The sequence below is a fragment of the Spirosoma humi genome (assembly GCF_054776575.1).
The window spans coordinates 259,582-276,306 of the sequence record NZ_BAAHBR010000003.1; the positions used below are offsets into that span (position 1 = coordinate 259,582).

12 protein-coding genes are annotated in these 16,725 nt (G+C 49.4%); 6 read left to right on the forward strand and 6 right to left on the reverse strand.

Translation table 11 applies throughout. From position 1 onward, the window contains the following. Window positions 1–39: 39 nt before the first annotated feature. Window positions 40–1,926, reverse strand: a complete 1,887-nt coding sequence (locus ACYU8Y_RS04705; protein ID WP_460934709.1) for a serine hydrolase domain-containing protein — start codon at window positions 1,924–1,926, stop codon at window positions 40–42. A 373-nt stretch (window positions 1,927–2,299) separates the two neighbouring features. Here ACYU8Y_RS04705 and ACYU8Y_RS04710 point away from each other — a divergent pair, with 373 nt between their 5' ends. Next, entirely contained in the window at window positions 2,300–3,232 is a 933-nt protein-coding gene (locus ACYU8Y_RS04710; RefSeq protein WP_460934711.1) for a hypothetical protein, read from the forward strand. Window positions 3,233–3,525: 293 nt separating this feature from the next. Here the strand turns inward: ACYU8Y_RS04710 and ACYU8Y_RS04715 are convergent, their stop codons facing one another. Then, on the reverse strand, window positions 3,526–3,993 hold the full coding sequence (locus ACYU8Y_RS04715) for an RES family NAD+ phosphorylase (protein ID WP_460934713.1): 468 nt from the start codon (window positions 3,991–3,993) through the stop codon (window positions 3,526–3,528). A gap of 264 nt (window positions 3,994–4,257) precedes the next feature. Here ACYU8Y_RS04715 and ACYU8Y_RS04720 point away from each other — a divergent pair, with 264 nt between their 5' ends. Further along, window positions 4,258–4,515, forward strand: a complete 258-nt coding sequence (locus tag ACYU8Y_RS04720; RefSeq protein ID WP_460934715.1) for a Tn3 family transposase — start codon at window positions 4,258–4,260, stop codon at window positions 4,513–4,515. Window positions 4,516–4,727: 212 nt separating this feature from the next. Here the strand turns inward: ACYU8Y_RS04720 and ACYU8Y_RS04725 are convergent, their stop codons facing one another. Both ACYU8Y_RS04725 and ACYU8Y_RS04730 read right to left on the reverse strand, forming a co-directional pair. Continuing rightward, entirely contained in the window at window positions 4,728–7,562 is a 2,835-nt protein-coding gene (locus tag ACYU8Y_RS04725) for a hypothetical protein (protein ID WP_460934717.1), read from the reverse strand. A gap of 10 nt (window positions 7,563–7,572) precedes the next feature. Then, entirely contained in the window at window positions 7,573–8,442 is an 870-nt protein-coding gene (locus tag ACYU8Y_RS04730; protein ID WP_460934719.1) for an ATP-binding cassette domain-containing protein, read from the reverse strand. Window positions 8,443–9,016: 574 nt separating this feature from the next. Between ACYU8Y_RS04730 and ACYU8Y_RS04735 the strand changes: the two genes are divergently transcribed. From ACYU8Y_RS04735 to ACYU8Y_RS04750, 4 genes are all read left to right on the forward strand, one after another. After that, window positions 9,017–12,253, forward strand: coding sequence for a SusC/RagA family TonB-linked outer membrane protein (locus ACYU8Y_RS04735; RefSeq protein WP_460934720.1), 3,237 nt, complete (start codon window positions 9,017–9,019; stop codon window positions 12,251–12,253). Window positions 12,254–12,329: 76 nt separating this feature from the next. Further along, window positions 12,330–13,976 (forward strand): SusD/RagB family nutrient-binding outer membrane lipoprotein, encoded by a 1,647-nt coding sequence (locus ACYU8Y_RS04740; RefSeq protein ID WP_460934722.1) that lies wholly within the window; start codon window positions 12,330–12,332, stop codon window positions 13,974–13,976. 52 nt (window positions 13,977–14,028) lie between these two features. After that, window positions 14,029–14,595 carry a hypothetical protein gene (locus ACYU8Y_RS04745; protein WP_460934723.1) on the forward strand — a complete coding sequence of 189 codons (567 nt, stop codon included), beginning with the start codon at window positions 14,029–14,031 and terminating at the stop codon, window positions 14,593–14,595. A gap of 264 nt (window positions 14,596–14,859) precedes the next feature. Continuing rightward, window positions 14,860–15,018, forward strand: coding sequence for a hypothetical protein (locus tag ACYU8Y_RS04750; protein ID WP_460934725.1), 159 nt, complete (start codon window positions 14,860–14,862; stop codon window positions 15,016–15,018). A 108-nt stretch (window positions 15,019–15,126) separates the two neighbouring features. On the opposite strand, the gene ACYU8Y_RS04755 is transcribed toward ACYU8Y_RS04750, so the two are convergent. Beyond that, window positions 15,127–15,879, reverse strand: a complete 753-nt coding sequence (locus ACYU8Y_RS04755; protein WP_460934727.1) for a YpsA SLOG family protein — start codon at window positions 15,877–15,879, stop codon at window positions 15,127–15,129. Between the two features lie 5 nt (window positions 15,880–15,884). Further along, complete coding sequence (locus ACYU8Y_RS04760; RefSeq protein WP_460934729.1) at window positions 15,885–16,154, reverse strand: hypothetical protein; 270 nt, start codon at window positions 16,152–16,154, stop codon at window positions 15,885–15,887. Window positions 16,155–16,725: the final 571 nt, after the last annotated feature.

Sequence of the window (16,725 nt, forward strand, 5' to 3'; positions counted from 1 at the left end):
ATAAAGAGTTTGCAAGCCTGTAGGCCGGAACTTAAGACCCTAAGACCAGGTCTGTAAGCCGATGAGACCCCAAACACCCATGTAGCCCACCACCAGCAAGGCTAAACTAACGGCTAGGCCCATGAAAAGCAGATCGGCTCGTCCTGTAATCTGCTTATACGTGCCAAGAAGGCCTGCGAAGGCTCCCAGGGCAGCCAGCGGACCCAGGAGGGACGCCACAAAAACTGTGATCGACAGGGGTGAAACCACGCCCAGCGCATTACCGCCCCCGCTTAAACTAACGATCATCACCAGATAGCATACCGCATAGACGAATAGGCCTAAACGAGCCGGTAAAGCACTCAGCCGACGGCCTTTTCGCTGTAGCCAGATCCCCCGCAGAAGCCAGCCAAGACCCAGGATTAAACAAAGTCCCAACACCAGCAGCGACAAGTGACCGAGCAGGACGGGTAGCCAAGCACCCCACATCGACGATTTGGTCGCCGAGTTAGCCGTTATACCCGCCCCAAAGGAGCGAACCAGCACGGATTCACCCATGTCATTGTGTACGAGCGTCAGGTCGGGGGTGTAGCCCCGTTTATCCAGCCGGAGTACTTGGTTTGGCCCGATTGGTTGAAGGTGCATCGGCTCGCTTCCCAGGCCATCATGCAGCACCAGCTGACCCCCTTCTTCGTCGATGTGCACCAATTCAGTTAAACCCAGAAACCAGCCCGTCAGCGCGGTTCGAAACTGACTCGGCCGATAATAGCCAAGCCAGTTTTCTTTTTGAGCCGCCGACAGCGAATAGGCCGGTGGGAGTTGCGGGGGTACGGCCTGCATCACCCGCTTTAGGATGGCGTCTCTGAGGGCGCCGAAACTGGGGCCGTCGGTGTTGATGAGGAAAATAATGCCCCGGTTCAGGGCCGGCTGATAGAGATAGTGCGCCCGAAAACCGATGCCGGCTCCGTCGTGCCCGTGTAGCAGGTGTCCCTGGTAAGCGGTGACGAAGTTATTCAGGCCGTAGCCCTGCTGAGATCCCGCTTGGGCGGCTAGGCTAGTGGTTGGCGTCTCCATCCGATCCACCAGCGCGGGGGACAGGAGTTGCCGCCCCCGGAATGTGCCTCGCCCCATTAACAGTTGGACAAAAGGCATCAATTCCAGGGCCGATACATTCAACCCCCCTGTGGGGCGCGCCAGCAGGTGCCAGTAAGGCGCTTCCTGCTGGTCATCGCCCACGTAACCGGTGGCCAAGTCGGTCAGGGCTGCCCCATCCCGGTGAAAGGTTGCGTGGCTCATGCCCAGGGGAGTAAAGATCCGCTGCTGCACGAAAGACTCGAAGTCCTGCCCCGTTTTGGTTTCAATGATGCGGGCCACCACTGGCGGGCCCGCATTGCTGTAGGCCATAAACGTACCGGGCCGCCAGCGCGAACGCCGGGCCTGGGGAGCGATGGTGAGGCCTTCCTGGAGAGAAACGCTGGGGTTGTTATAGGCGTAAGCTTTCATGGACCAATCATCAAAGCCGGCCGTATGCTCCAGCAGATGGGCAATGCGAAGCGGGTCGGTGGCTTCCCAGGGGTTATCGATTTGGATGTCGGGAGCCAGCTTTTTCACCTCGTCGGTGAGGTCCAGCTTTCCTTCCTCCACCAGCATCAGGGTAGCCACGGCGACCAGGCTTTTGGTAATGGAGGCCACCGGGAAAAGCGTCTGGGCGGTAACGGGCGTCTTGGCGTTTTTGTTTCTCCAGCCGGTATTGTGCTGATACAGCAATGAATCTTTGGTAAAAACCAGTACCTGAAGCCCCGGTATTTTATAGGCTTTCTGGATACTGTCAATCTGACGGGTGAGTTTATCTACCGGGAGGGTAGGCTTGGATGGCTGTGCGGTTGCTGCCAGACAGACTGCTAGTAGCCATATACTGATCAGGAAGGGAAGGAGCCGATTAGGCATAACGGTAACAGAAGATTGTGCCCTTACCCAGACCAGGCAGACTCACGGGTGTGTGGGACACAAGTTAACAGCCGCTCACGTATGCCTCGGCTTAAACTTAGTAAAAGGTAATCACTAACGCTTCCGAGATAACCTGATGGATGAGAGAAAGGCCGGGACATAGGCTACAAATAGTACTTAACTGTATACCCAATCCTGCCCAAACGTAATTCACCAACACGCTCTTATCTTCGTACGATTGTATTTTTGCAAAAGAAGTCAGCCAGTTACGTTTGTAAAACTACTTAAGTCTCTCCCGCAAATACCCTCTTAGATAAGTGACCACTTACCACAATCTTCGAAAAGCAATAACTCACTACTTGTTCAATTTTAAATGAACCGCTCTCTTTATTTAGCATTAGGTGCACTTATGCTGCTGACTGGCTGCCAAACGGCTCGTTTACCATTCCAACAAGTTAACAGCACGTACTGCGCACCAACTCAAACCTATCGGTATACGTCGGCCTTTACTCCTCGACCTGACATTGAAGCCGTACTGAAGGTCGACACCAGCTTGACGAATCGGTTTTCGCGCCATTCGTTGTTGATGATAAATGGGTTGGGACTGCTCCCTACTCTTGAACAATTCGTAAAACTTAGTAGAGATAGTTTGCACGCAGATCAACTCAAAAAGCTACAACTGCGTCAGCAACTGCATAGCCGACTCCTACTGGCTACGACCGAAATTTCCAGTCTGGCCGCCGAATTAGATTGTGAAGGAGAACGAGCTGAACAGCTCGCTTACTACCTCGACCAGAAGGATGTTCGACGTATTCGTAACCTCACTATTTCATCCATCGTTGCGGGCGCGGTCACGACGGTAGCTACGGCCTTGATCTCGTCCGAATCCTCTAACAAGATAGTTGGCATTGGGGGCGGGGTGCTTAGCGCCGTGTTAGGAGGGCTGGCCGCTTTTTCGTCCGACAAGCAGGTGGCGCTGGTTCACCAGCGAAATTTGTTAACCGATATCTGGAATCAATCCAAAGTCTCAACGGTTTATCCTTCCTTTATATGGTACGTCCTGAATGAAAAAGCCTTTAGCAATTCGGAGGCTTATTCAATCGCTTACAACATTCGTTTGCGCTGGAACAATTACGTTTTGGCTGGCAGCGCCAAAGAAAAGCAACCACTTTATTTCGGGGCTGGGGGGAAGTATACGTCCGATGAACTGCACACGCGTGCGAACATGCTTAATCAACTTCAGTCGTCGGTACGATCCATCAATCAGGATTTGCAAAGCCTGGAGCTAGTCCTCACTCAAAATTAAGTCGTACAGTTAGTTTATATCCAATGCATACGTTTGTCGATTCTGCTGATGCTCAACGCTTCTATACAACTCCCTGTTCTAAAAAGATGTCAACTCAATTCATCGCTTGAGTTGGCTACGGGCAACCTGCTACCCAATTCTTTCGGCTGTTACCTCGGCGTCCGCAAAGCCCTCTTTGACGACGTTAGTTATCGTACAGGGAAAAAATAGAAGTGCATACTGGACTACGTTTCACGTCAAACCCGTATGCTCCTAACTGCAGTTGACAGTTATTAAATCATCTCCTGGAAAGTTCATTTACGGAGTCGGGTGTCGAGTGATATGGGTAATTGACGGATTACTTCCACCTCGGCAAACGAAGCATGTTGGGGATGTAATAATATATTGTAGGACATCTCTAAAATGACCGATGGTACCGCCATGGCTAAGCAAAAAGGAGCTTGCAGCCATTCGGCCAGGAGTGTTTGCGTTTCGCCTAAAGTACCACTCTTCCAATAAGCCGGTAGTTTGGCGGGATCAAGCCAAAAAATAGAATCCGTTTCGTCAGGCAAACGTAATGTACTTAACCAAAATTGAGGTAATTCCCCTAAGGTCAAGGGGGGTAAATGCACTAATGTTTCCAGCAAAGCCAGTTCAGGTGTACGACTGGTGTAAAGGATACCCGCGCCCTTTGGGTTCCAACGGCCTGCATGTCGATGACTGCCCACAACGGATAATGGCTTCCGATGATAAGGCTCTTTGTTGATGCGATAGACTTCCATTTGCCTACCCTACTAAACCCCATTCAATACGGCCCAGTACATCCTCAGCCAGTGAGAAACCTGATACCGTATCCAGCACAGCTAAAGGAGACTGGATTATTAGGGAGGCCTCAGTCGTAGACGACGCAGGCGGCATGGCGCTGAGAAGTGGCCGATTAATTGGCTTAACGGGTTGCTGGAAACTACCCATATCGCGAAGGAAGCCAGGAGTCCTTCCCTCAACGTGGAGATCAGTCTCTGGACGATAAGCCAATTCCGCCAGGGGTGTGCGTAACCAACAAGCCAGTAGATCAGTCCGCCCGTCATATAGCCCAGCGATGCCGACGGCTGATCATGGACGCGATCAACTTCGACAATCTACTTTATCTGTCGGAGAAACTTCGACAATGTGCCACTGGGCAGGAACGCGAGGAGTTACTAAAAACTATTTTAAGCTCTTCAACCCATATGTGGCATCACATCAATTTGCAAGGGGAGTATGACTTCTCTGAACCGACCACATCTGAAAACCCATTTGATTGAGATACCCTTTTACATGTCAGTTTACCTGATACGTCGCCGTTAATTATTAGATAATTATAGGGTGAGGATTTATGGACGATTCTGTAAAGAGACCTGATATACCCCAACTGTGTCAACTACCACAACGATAAAACAGCTTTCACTCCAGCAGCAATTGGAAACGGTGCGGAATACCCTTCTAACCGGGTATGTTCAACCAGATCAATTCTCACTCAGAACCGTTTACTATGCGGGCTTTGATTCGCAGTCATCCATACCCTCAATGGATCAATGACAACTTGAGTTGCCCCCTTTACTAAGGGCAGTCTGAAGGGAGGACTATCCGGTCCAGGACGGATGAGTTCCCGATAGAGTTGACGCCCCTTATCATCCGTTAGAACAATCGGTACCCAGTCAAAAGGGTTGACGGCGATAAGCTGACCTTGCCTATTTTGATCGAATTTCTGAAGCAAAAGAGTGACAACCAGTTCATCTGGTAACCGACCAATCTGACCAATCCGCAGGTCAAAACGGAAACGATGAGTCAGATAGCTGGTCAGGTAGGCTAGCGAGTCCGGTAATTGCCCCTCTATAAAGTGCACAAAGGCCGAAGTGGTGAGCGGTCGCCCGGCTGATTGACGGTAATACTGGCCAATACAAGTTTGTAAAGCAGAATCACCCCAGACTTCTCCAATTTGCGTAAAGACCACGGCCGCCTGATCCTGGGCAATAACAGTCTGATTTGTTGTCTGGGTAAGGGCTGGTTCCTGCGTCCGGTTGCTCCCTCGCCAGGCACTGACCCGGGCGGCTCGCTGGGCTAATCGCTTGGCCAAGCGGTCCGAGCCATATCGCATTTTCACGGCTTGTAAAGCCAGGTACTCAGGTAAGCTATGCGTAAATAAAGAACTCCCAGCTGTAGGCGCGCAGACGCGTCGTTGCCACCACTGCCGTATCACTTCCCGAGTCAACAGATAGTCCAGATAATCAAGTTGAGTAGAGTCAGGGCCAGCAAGCCAACCCTGATTTTCCGCCAATCGAATGCAACCTGGCCGATTTTCCACGTCGGCTTGCCGGCCTTTGGGGACTTCTTCCACTCGAAGCTGGCTATAAGGATAAGGACCGAACAGGTGTTCGCCTTGCTGAAGGGCAACGATGATCCGATTTACCAGAGCATTTACTTGATACGGGTGGTGATAACGGATATCGATTTGGATGAGGTGGCCGTCCTGACTGCTGACTCGGGCATGCCGACTGGCGGCTGGTTTTGAGCTGCCAACCATTGGTTCAACAACGGGTAAATAGGGTACATGGTCGATCTGCAGCGTACCTAGCAACCCGTAACTTAATAGGATGCCCAGAATAATCCAGAGGACTACGCGCAAGCGAGGTAACGTCCAAAAAACACGCCTGCGATCTTTTCCCGGTTGGGTTGCTCTCGTCCAAACCAGAGTGCTCGTTGCGACAAGTAGTAGAGCCAGCAAACTCCATTGTAAACTGATCAGCAGACGCAAACGGCTGAGCGGACCATAGCCAATCAGCTCTGAGTAAACTGCCGGGGTAGGTAGACTACTATATAGTAACCAGGGACTGACTATGCGTCGTTGCTGGGCATAACTGAGCAGGATCAGCCCAAGGAAGGAGAGCGCATGGCCCAGAAAGCGTTGCCGGGTCAATACTGATATCAGTAGAAACAGTGCAATTAGTTGAAGTTGTCGTCCACCCGTTTCCAGGAGCATATCCTGCGCATACAGCTCCCAATCGATTGCCGAGAGTGGTAATGAACTGGTTATCTGAATAAGTACCATCACCAGGCTGACGAAGCCAACTATAAGCAGGGCTGCGGTCGACAGGGCCACATATTTGGCCGTTATTCGAATCCACGCGGGCTGAGGAAGCACGGTAAAGACTGACTCCAGCCCCATCAACTGGTCCCGATTCACTACTTCGCCCGTTAACAATAGCATCAAACAACTAATTAATACACTAATTGGCTGGCGTAATGCCGTCAATGAGGCACTAGTCGGTAGAGGTATGAATGATTCGGTATTTCTCAAAACAGTCGCCAGGGCCAGGGTGACCCCGAGTATACTAATGCCACCCGCCCACAAAAAGGGCTGTCGTCTCAACTGACTGAATTCAAAACGGGTTGAGCGGCCCAGGCTTCCCCACCAGTCAGGGCTATCCAGCGGCTGTTGCGAAACACTTAATGAGCTCAACCGTATCGTTAGTTTGCTCGTAGACGCTAGCGTATCGGTTGATCGTTCACGGCGAATCTCGCCAAGCCAGTAGTCGGCAAATCGACGGTCTGCCTGATGCAACAAAGCCAACGAACAGCCTATCCACCCTAACCGGTTAATATACCAAGTATCGGTCCAATTTAATAAAGTAGTCGTCAGCTGACCGGGGGTTGACTGACGTACCGCATCCTGGATGAGGACCAATCCGAATGGGTCCAGTAAAGCAAAGATGTCATCCGATGTCAGTTGGTCGGCCAGAAAGATGATGACCAGCCAGTTTATCATTCCCAGCGCGAAGGCTATGTAGGCCCCTGCCATACTACGTAGCCGGATCGTCAGGGCGGCAGTTAGACTGGCAAGTATAAATAGATTACTGGCGGTTAGTGCCGTAAAGCCGTCCACTAACACGAAGGCCGACATTATATAGTTATATTGGTGATGCAGGGTCAGGGCTATTCCGATGCCGATCGGATAACCGATCGCTACTAATAGCGTGAAAGCTAACTGACCCAGAAACCGGCTCATCAACCAAAAGGTAGAGGCTACGGGCAGGCTATACAAAAAAACGTCCGTTCGTAGCTCCTGGTCCCTCATCAGGCCATAACCGACCGACAGCGTGGTCAGGCCGATCAGCGCCGGTACATTGGAGGCCAGCAGACGATATAGCTGGCCGTATTGATAGCCAGCGTCGAGTGACGTTGATCCAGGTAAGAGGTACTCGTAGCCTACCCACAAGCCTTGCATTAACGGAAGTAATGCCAAGAGTAAGGTTACCGGCCGGTTCAGTAGGTAAGCCAGTTCATAGCGAGCTAATCGTAAGGACTCCTCCATCACGTAATGGTCAACGGTGAGAAGCTAGCGTGGCAAAGTAAACGTCTTCCAGGGTAGGGCTCTTGGGCCGGCCCAAGAGGGGTGGCGTGTCCTCACACATAGTAACGACTAATTGCCCGCTCGCGTACCGGTGAGCAATGACAGCATATTGCTGCTTGTAACGGTCTAATTCTGGGCGGGTAATCTCTTTTTCCCACAGACGGCCGATAAACTGGTGGATCAAGGCTGTTGGCTTGCCACTCAAGCGGATTTCCCCCTGTCCTACTATAGCCAGTCGGGAGCATAGCGTGCTGACATCTTCAACCAAGTGAGTCGATAGAACGACGATGGCATTTTCGCCCGTTTGGGCCAGTAAATCGTAGAGTCGATTACGCTCGGTTGGATCAAGGCCCGTTGTTGGCTCATCGACAATGACCACCTGAGGTTGAGCCAGCAGGGCCTGAGCGATGCCGAATCGCTGGCGCATGCCCCCGGAGAAGGTACGCATAGGCTGATGTCGAACGGCCCACAGATTGACCTGATGTAACATCTGCTCCACCTCGTACTGACGCTGCTGACGATCCGTAATTCCCTTCATATCGGCAATTTGAGTCAGCAGTTGCTGGGCGGTGGCCGTGGGATAAATGCCAAACTCCTGGGGGAGATACCCTAAAATACGGCGAAATTGGAGCGGATTCTGGTGAATATCCTGACCATTAAAACAAACGGTTCCTTGAGTAGGGCATTGCAGAGTCGCTAGTATACGCATTAGTGACGATTTACCAGCACCATTCTCTCCTAACAGCCCAAACAACCCTTTTCCAATTTCCAAATTAATATTCTTAAGCGCGGTCAAGCCGGAAGGGTATTCCAATCCAATGTTCTGAATGGCTAACTTCATTCATTTCGAGCGGATAAGGTAATTTATAGTGAACCAGTCTGATTTTGCAACTGGAAAGGCACGAATAAGCAGTCGTCAAAATTGACCTAATTAACCTACAACATCAAGAATTACCAACTCGCTCTAACGAACAACTCAATCACATCTCGATCAGGTAGACACATTAGTAAGAACATTACCATTAATAAAGATCAACAGCCGTGATTTATTCCGGTGCCAATTAATAGTTCACTCAACGACCCATCGTTTGCATGGTCGAAATGAGTTTGCCGGTACGGGCATTGGTCTGGTTGTGGTAGCAGAGTAGTGCCCTGAGCCAAATTCCAAATTATTAAAGAATAATAGCTACAGTATTTGCTTAGGTAATATTTCCTTACATTAATCCTATTTTAATGTAAAAAATTTCAATGTTTTATCTAATTTTAGATTAAAAATCGGAATTATATTTCTATATAAGTAGAAAATTTAAAATAATATTTTGATTTAGTTAATTATACGCATTAATTGTAAGATGTCTGCATTTTAATATATTTGCAGCAAATACTTATTTCTTAACTTAATTTTAATCTTAACTATGAGGAAAAATCTAATCCTAATTCTCGTGTTGTTAGGCTTTTATTGGGTACCAGTTTGGGCCCAGGAGCGGACAATTACCGGTAAGGTAACAGACGCCCAGGATGGCAGTCCTATTCCTGGAGCTTCCATTCTGTTAAAAGGGACCAACCGGGGAGCTAATACAGATGCCAATGGCATGTATTCAATTAATATATCGGGTTCAGGAAGCGTTCTGGTATTTAGCTTTGTTGGCTCGACTACGCAGGAAGTCGAAATTGGAAATCGATCAACAATCGATGTAAAGCTGGTTGCTGATGCAAAAAGTTTGCAGGAAGTTGTTGTAACCGCGCAGGGGATCGTCCGCGAAAAGAAAGCGTTGGGGTATGCCGTTACAACCCTGGACAACCGATCCATTGAGGATCGCCCGCAGGCCGATGTTGGCCGTATTTTGCAGGGCAAAATTCCGGGGGTAAACATTACCGCTACGTCGGGGGTCTCCGGTACGGGTACCAATATTAACATTCGGGGTTTTTCCTCGATTACAGGGTCAACCCAGCCACTTTTTGTCGTCGATGGCGTACCGTTCAATTCCAGTACCAACGCACGGGGTGGACTAGCTACGGGTGCCACGGGAACTGGCTTTCAGGGGGGGAGCCAGTCGGCATCCAGCCGCTTTCTGGATATCGATCCCAACAATATCGAAAACATCAGTGTCCTGAAAGGGCTGGCTGCTACAGTTACATATGGCGACCAGGGACGTAACGGGGTTATTCTGGTAACGACGAAAAATGGCAGCAAAAAAGCTCGTCCAACGGAGATTACGCTGACCCAGTCGGTTTTTACGAACAAAGCCAACCTGCCGAATTATCAGAATGACTATGTAGGTGGATTCCAGCAGAACCTGGGCTATTTTTTCAGCAACTTTGGTCCAACGCTTACCGAAGCCCTGACTTATCCATCGCAGAATACCAATACGGCACTCACGCAACATCCGTATGCCTTCCTAACAAATACTACATTAAGAGCCGCTATGGCTCCGTACGTAGCTTCGCTGGGGCAGTATAAAATGCAGGTGTATCCTGATAACGTGAAGGATTTCTTCCGCACGGGTATTATCTCTAATACGTCGCTCAATGTATCGGGCGGAAGCGAGCGCGTAGGGTACAATCTCTCGGTGGGGTATAACCGGGAACAGGGATATATTCCAGAAAACGGATTAACTCGTTTGAATATAGGTTCCGGTATTCGGGCTCAACTGAATAAAAAATTGACGATTAATTCGTCGTTCAACTTTGCCAATACGGACCAGTATACTCCTCCGCTCAATGCCGGAACGGGTAACAATACGCTGGGCGGATTTCCATCGGTACTAGCTAACGTCATGTATACACCCCGTCAGGTCGATTTGATGGGTTGGCCGTTTGAGAATCCAATTGATGGAGGAACGGTCTATTTCCGGTCAGGAAACGATATTCCAAACCCTCGCTGGATTTTGAAAAACTACAAAACAACAGACGTTGTCAACCGTTTTTTCACCACAACCAACCTAACGTACGACATTGCCAAAGATGTGGTCCTTTTATACAAAGTCGGTCTGGATACGTATAGTGAACACCAGGAGTATAAATTCAATAAAGGTGGAGTTGACTTCGTCAATGGCTTCTACAATACCTACGACGTAAGCAATACTATCTGGGATAACAGCATCATTGTTTCCTATAACAAGCCGGTAAGTGATCGGTTTACGGTATCGGCACGATTAGGCGGCAACATGCGGAATGATAAAACGGGCTATACGTTTGTTGTCAGCCAGAACCAACTGGCGCGTAACCTGTTCCGTCATAACAATTTTATCGACAATCAGGCTTTTGACGGAACCATTGAACAAACCCGAATCGGTGTATTTGGTGAAATTACTGCCGATATCAACGACTATTTGTATTTAAACCTGGCGGCTCGTAACGACTGGACATCGACGGTAGAAGTACCCAACCGCCAGATTTTTTATCCATCGGGTAGCCTTTCGTTCGTGCCTACCTCGGCCTTCAGTGGCCTCCAGGGAAGTAAGCTCTTAAGTTTCCTGAAACTAAGAGCCGGTATTGGTACGTCGGCGGGTTTCCCCAATCCATACAGCACCCGAAATGTACTGAATCAAAGTGCCCGTGCCTGGCTCAATTCAGCAGGAACAACGGTTCAGACGCACTCGGTGGATAATACGCTGGGCAACCAAAATCTGAAGCCAGAACTGCACACCGAAGTAGAGTTTGGGATCGAAGGACGCTTGTTGAACAACCGGGTTAATTTCGACATTACTGCGTATCAACGGAACACGCGCGATCTGATTACCAACACACCTCTGGATGCGTCGACAGGGTATACGGCTACGACCATTAACATCGGTAAAATTCGCAACGAAGGTGTCGAAATCAGTGTGTCAGGGACCGCCATCAAGCGGGGCGATTTTGCCTGGGATTTGACGGGTGTTTTCTCCCGCAATGTACCGAAAGTGCTGGATCTGGGCGGGACGTTACAGGAAGTTCAAATTGCCGGTTTTGGCGGAACATTGGGTAACTACGCCGTGGTAGGCAAACCGTTTAATCTGATCAAAGGAACGGGCTACCGGCGCAATGATCAGGGACAATTGCAGATTGATGCCAGTGGCAATCTGCTCACGACTACATCGCCAATTGAGTTAGGCAATCCAAATCCAGCCTTTACATCCAGCCTTATCAATGAGTTTAAGTATAAGTCGCTGACATTAAGTGTGATGCTGTCATATCGGCATGGCGGAGCTATGTATTCGTCTACCGCTGGGGCGCTGCTTGGGCGGGGGCTGGTCGGTATTGATAACGGGAAGCTGGCTGGTACAGACCGGGCACAGACCATTGTTGTGCCCGGCGTGAAAAATGCCGATGGAACAGCGAACGACGTTCAGGTCACAGCTTCAGATTTCTATTTTAACAACTATTACTTCTTCGGGGATGAAGGCCGTATATTCGATGGGTCGACCATTCGATTGCAGGAAGTATCGCTGGCCTGGCAACTGCCTAAGAAAGCACTGAGTAAACTATCCATCAAAGGTGCTTCGTTGTCGCTCTTCGGAAATAACCTCTGGTATCGGGCCCTGTATTTTCCCAAAAATTTGAACTTAGATACCGATAATCTGGGGCTGGGTGTTGGCAACGGGATGGGCTTTGAGTTTCTGACAGGGCCAAGTGCCCGACGGCTGGGTGGTACACTGAAAATCACATTCTAAACATTCGGGATTGCCTGACTTTGTGCGAAAACACAAGGTATTATGTGTGGGGTCTCTCTATCAAAATCTATATACGATGATTAACAAAATAAGCACACTTATCCTGACGCTGTGTGTGGTCGTTGTTAGTTCCTGCAAACTGGATTTGCTTGACAATCCGAATGCCGTAACGACCAACAACACAGATATTAACTACCTGCTCAATTCAATTGAATTGAGCTATAAGGATCACTTTAATCAGATGAGTGATCCAGGCATGCGCCTGACACGTATGCTGAATCAGGGAGCGGCTATTTACGACAACGCGGTTTCGCCCAACAACTTCAGTTTTGCCTGGGAAACAGCCTATGCTGGGCTGATGACCGACGTAAAAACACTGCTCCCGCTGGCCGAATCAGGTGGATTGTACGTACATGCCGGGATTGCCCGTACTCTACGGGCATCTGTTCTAATTAACCTGGTGGATGCTTTTGGGGATATTCCCTACGCCCAAGCCATCGACGCCACGAATTTTAATCCGGGTGTCGATACCGGTAAAAGTATCTATGAAGCTGCCCTGACGGAACTGGATCAAGCTATTGCCAATTTTAAAGCAACCTCGAAAGGGGGAGCCACGGGTGATCTAATCTATAGCGGTAGTACCGACAGCTGGATACGGGCAGCCAATTCACTGAAATTGAAAGTATATCTGAATCGTCGTCTGATAGACCAGACCGGCTCCACAACAGGCATAAATGCCTTAATTGCCGGCAATCAGCTCATTTCGACGACCGCTCAGAACTTTACCTTTAAATTCAGTTCAAATCTGACCAACCCCGACACGCGCCATCCGCGTTACGCTGGTCAATATTCGCCAACGGGCGGGGGGGACTATCAGTCCAATTCGTACATGGGTACCTTGTATTCGTCAAAAGGGTTTCAGGACCCTCGTATCCGGTACTATTTCTATCGCCAGACGGTGAAAAACCCCACCGATGTGAACGCACTCCGGTGTATTACGAACACGAAACCGACGCATTATTCCGATGCTGACGTGTACTGCCTGCCAACCAGTGTAGGCTATTGGGGGCGCGACCACCTGAACAACGAAGGGATTCCACCCGATGGGTTGCTTAGAACGGCCTGGGGAGTTTATCCGGCTGGTGGTTTATATGACAACGATGCCGGGGTACCGGTATCGCTGGGAGCGGGTGCCGGTGGAGCCGGTATCCAGCCGATCATGATGCGTTCATTTATCGATTTTATGCTGGCTGAATCAGCCCTGACGCTCGGTACGACAGGAACGGCTAAAGACCTGCTCAAGTCAGCTATCGAAAAATCGATGGCTGATGTACGATCCATGGCTCTGGGGACTACCGAAAGCAGCAAAATCAGTACGTTCGAAGCCGCTCAAAATCTCGTATGGACTGCCGAAGTAACCAAATACGTAACAAAAGTGATGGCAGACTACGATGCGGCAACCACCACCGATGCCAAACTTAATATTATTGGCACGGAATATTGGCTGGCACTACACGGAAACGGTATTGAAGGCTATAACCTCTATCGCCGGACAGGAAAACCTGCCAATCAGCAGCCTGCTCTCGATCCGAATCCAGGCGCTTTCCCCCGTTCGTATTATTACCCGGCAACGTACATCATACGAAACTCGAATACGAAGCAAAAAGCTAGTTTAACTGTCCCCATCTTCTGGGATACTAACCAGGCTGGTCTGTTAAAGTAAGCAATCAATTGCTGTTTGTAAACGTATAAGTCATCTCAAAAACTAAATTGACATGAAAAAATATTTAATTCTGGCAGTGGGGAGTTTGTTAGCGCTGTCCTGCAAAACAGATATGATCACTCACCTCGAAGTAAGCGACTTTGAGAACGGTGGGTACATGCGTACCGTTACGCCCTATCCGGTTGCCAATACGACGTTTAGTGTCAGTAAAGCCAATATGAGTGGCACGAAGATGGAGTTTGTTGCCGAAGCCGTTACGGCTAATCAGGGCGCTTTATTTGCGTCGTACGATCTAACGATCAAATTTGTTGACGCAACGCCTGCCAATGGAACCATCACCGGAACAACCGTAGCCCTGAAGTCCATTGCGGCTTCTGCCTATACCAAGGATGCTACAACGGGCTACCCACGAGCTACCATCGCCATTACTGGTGCGGAAGCCCTGACAGCCACTAAACTGACAACGGCCGACATTGCCAATGGCGACCGTTTTGAAATCAACGGAACCATGAAACTGACCGATGGGAAATCGTTTTCGGCGTCGAATACCAGCCCAAACATTACGGGTGGCGCTTTTTATAGTTCGTCATTCTTTTACCGGCTGAATGTAGTGAATTAAGTAAAACGTAGTCGGTTGTCAGAAGATGTAGTTACTTATTCTGACAACCGACTACGTTTTAGCCCACCCGGCTAATTCAGTATTGGGTAATTTTGCCGTTTCGTACAAAAACCGTCACCTGGGTATTCATTCACTAAGACGAGGACGTATTAATGGCAAATCAATCAACGCCTTTAAGTCAAAAATCACCGGGAGTTGCGGACCGAGTGATAGCCGATGAGGAATTTTTTTTAGATCGTTCACAAACCAGAGCTTACTTGTTTGATGAACATACTACCACCCAGTCAGCTGAGATATAGTCGTCCAACTATCCTGTTGCACGAGGAAACCATCCAGGAACTGTTTGCCGACTCTATCCCGCACCTTAAAGAAAGGATTCAGGCGCAAGCGATGGCCTTTGACCTGACCATGCAACCCGCTTAGATTCCGCATATCGACAACAAATCGATATTTTCAGGAAAGTGCCAGGCACACAGAATCCCAAAAGGATTTCGCTGGATGAACTGGACCAGCTACAAACACTAACTCACGTTACAAGCTGCTGAGGTCAATAAACCTTTGCTTCAGTAGGGGAATAGCAGTATTCAGCCAGAAATCTGACCCGACCATTCCACTACTCATGCCGCCATAGGCAAACCGCGGAACAGCAATCATCTTACCGGGCACTAACTCGTGACCAAGTAAGTTTCGGATCAGGCTGTGCAGCAGATCCGTTAACTCGGTTTCAGTCGCTGGTAGCAGCAGCGTTTTAGCGACCTCAGCTAACTCATTCCATAAGTATGGATCACCACGAAGTCCCCATTGTACGGGGGGGGTACTGAACAGAACCGAAAGGCGCTGATTCGTCATCAGTACGTCATACAGCAGTTTTCGGTAGGTCTGTAATTGGCCATGATTGAGGTTACTGCCCCGACTCCCCGCTACGTTCAGCACCTTGATTTTGTAATCGATCAGCCATGTGCGGAACGCTTCGGCCGTGGGGTTCACCAGGTAGGGTTTCCCTTCTTTTTCGCAACTGTCAAGCGTTAGTTTCGTGCCACCGGCAATCAAACCCAACAGTACGGTTCCATCGGACTGTTGCACATTCGTGCGGGGCGGGTAACTGGCGGATGGATGCTCTGTCAAGTTGTATACGTCACGCAACCGCTCATCCGGTCCGTTCTCAGTCAGATAGCCTTTCGGTGCCATACCGCCGGTGGGGATGCCCAGCGACCGGGCTACTTCCAAGCCAAGTTGGTCGATACCGGTCTGGCCACCAGATATTACACGCTGGAGTTCGATCATCGCTTTTAACAACAAATTTTACAGGGTATATACCCCGCATTACGGGCCTGGGCTACCGATACCTGGCTAACCCCATGCGTACACTGGGCCAAGTCCCGGCACATACTGCTGTAATACGCATACGAACTGCGACTCTCGCAAATAACCACGTAAGCCACCTGCGCAGCCGGGTGTTTGGCTTTGTGTGGATACCGGCCCGTAGCGGTCTGCGCACTAACCGGCAACCAGCTCATTTGCATCACCATGAAAATCAGCCACCGTCGACGGGTCTCCATACACGCTTACATTGAGTCGTTCTGTGGAAAAGTGTGTCATTCATCAGATACTAAGTTGACCGGATGGCCGAAGCGAAGTAAACGTGGCAAAATTGACGCAAAAGGCTAGAATTCAGTATATGCTTCGCTGAACGGGCATTACATGAACCGGTTCACCAACCCGTATTTTACCTGAAGTTGGGGTTCTTCTTCCCACAGAGAGCGTCATAAAAAGGATGAGACGAAAAGGCTATTTTTATACTGTAGGGAAAGCTCATTTTCGCCTAATGAAAAGGACAATCCGACTAAATTATAGCCCCTTCGGGATGAAAACAAGATTAAAAAATAAGAAAAACGCGCGTTTACACTTGATCAGGTTTTCAAAAAATCTACCTACTATAAAGTAGCCAGTTTAACCTGGATCAAGTCCCCTGGATCGAACGGTTTAACAGCGTAGGAAGGAACTTGAAACCCATAAGGATGTCCGGAATAACCTCCTGGAAACTAAGAATCAGCGAGGGCACGCCTACTGAAAACGCTCTTTTTATAGGTAAACCCGTCCGCTCCCTATGCAGTATATACTTAGCTTAAG

What these genes read in the sequence shown, in the direction of transcription:
- ACYU8Y_RS04710 (WP_460934711.1), top strand. Translation starts at nt 2,300, where the DNA reads ATGAACCGCTCTCTTTATTTAGCATTAGGTGCACTTATGCTGCTGACT.
- ACYU8Y_RS04740 (WP_460934722.1), top strand. Translation starts at nt 12,330, where the DNA reads ATGATTAACAAAATAAGCACACTTATCCTGACGCTGTGTGTGGTCGTT.
- ACYU8Y_RS04715 (WP_460934713.1), bottom strand. Translation starts at nt 3,993, where the DNA reads ATGGAAGTCTATCGCATCAACAAAGAGCCTTATCATCGGAAGCCATTA.
- ACYU8Y_RS04735 (WP_460934720.1), top strand. Translation starts at nt 9,017, where the DNA reads ATGAGGAAAAATCTAATCCTAATTCTCGTGTTGTTAGGCTTTTATTGG.
- ACYU8Y_RS04725 (WP_460934717.1), bottom strand. Translation starts at nt 7,562, where the DNA reads ATGGAGGAGTCCTTACGATTAGCTCGCTATGAACTGGCTTACCTACTG.
- ACYU8Y_RS04730 (WP_460934719.1), bottom strand. Translation starts at nt 8,442, where the DNA reads ATGAAGTTAGCCATTCAGAACATTGGATTGGAATACCCTTCCGGCTTG.
- ACYU8Y_RS04755 (WP_460934727.1), bottom strand. Translation starts at nt 15,879, where the DNA reads ATGATCGAACTCCAGCGTGTAATATCTGGTGGCCAGACCGGTATCGAC.
- ACYU8Y_RS04745 (WP_460934723.1), top strand. Translation starts at nt 14,029, where the DNA reads ATGAAAAAATATTTAATTCTGGCAGTGGGGAGTTTGTTAGCGCTGTCC.
- ACYU8Y_RS04750 (WP_460934725.1), top strand. Translation starts at nt 14,860, where the DNA reads ATGAACATACTACCACCCAGTCAGCTGAGATATAGTCGTCCAACTATC.
- ACYU8Y_RS04705 (WP_460934709.1), bottom strand. Translation starts at nt 1,926, where the DNA reads ATGCCTAATCGGCTCCTTCCCTTCCTGATCAGTATATGGCTACTAGCA.
- ACYU8Y_RS04760 (WP_460934729.1), bottom strand. Translation starts at nt 16,154, where the DNA reads ATGGAGACCCGTCGACGGTGGCTGATTTTCATGGTGATGCAAATGAGC.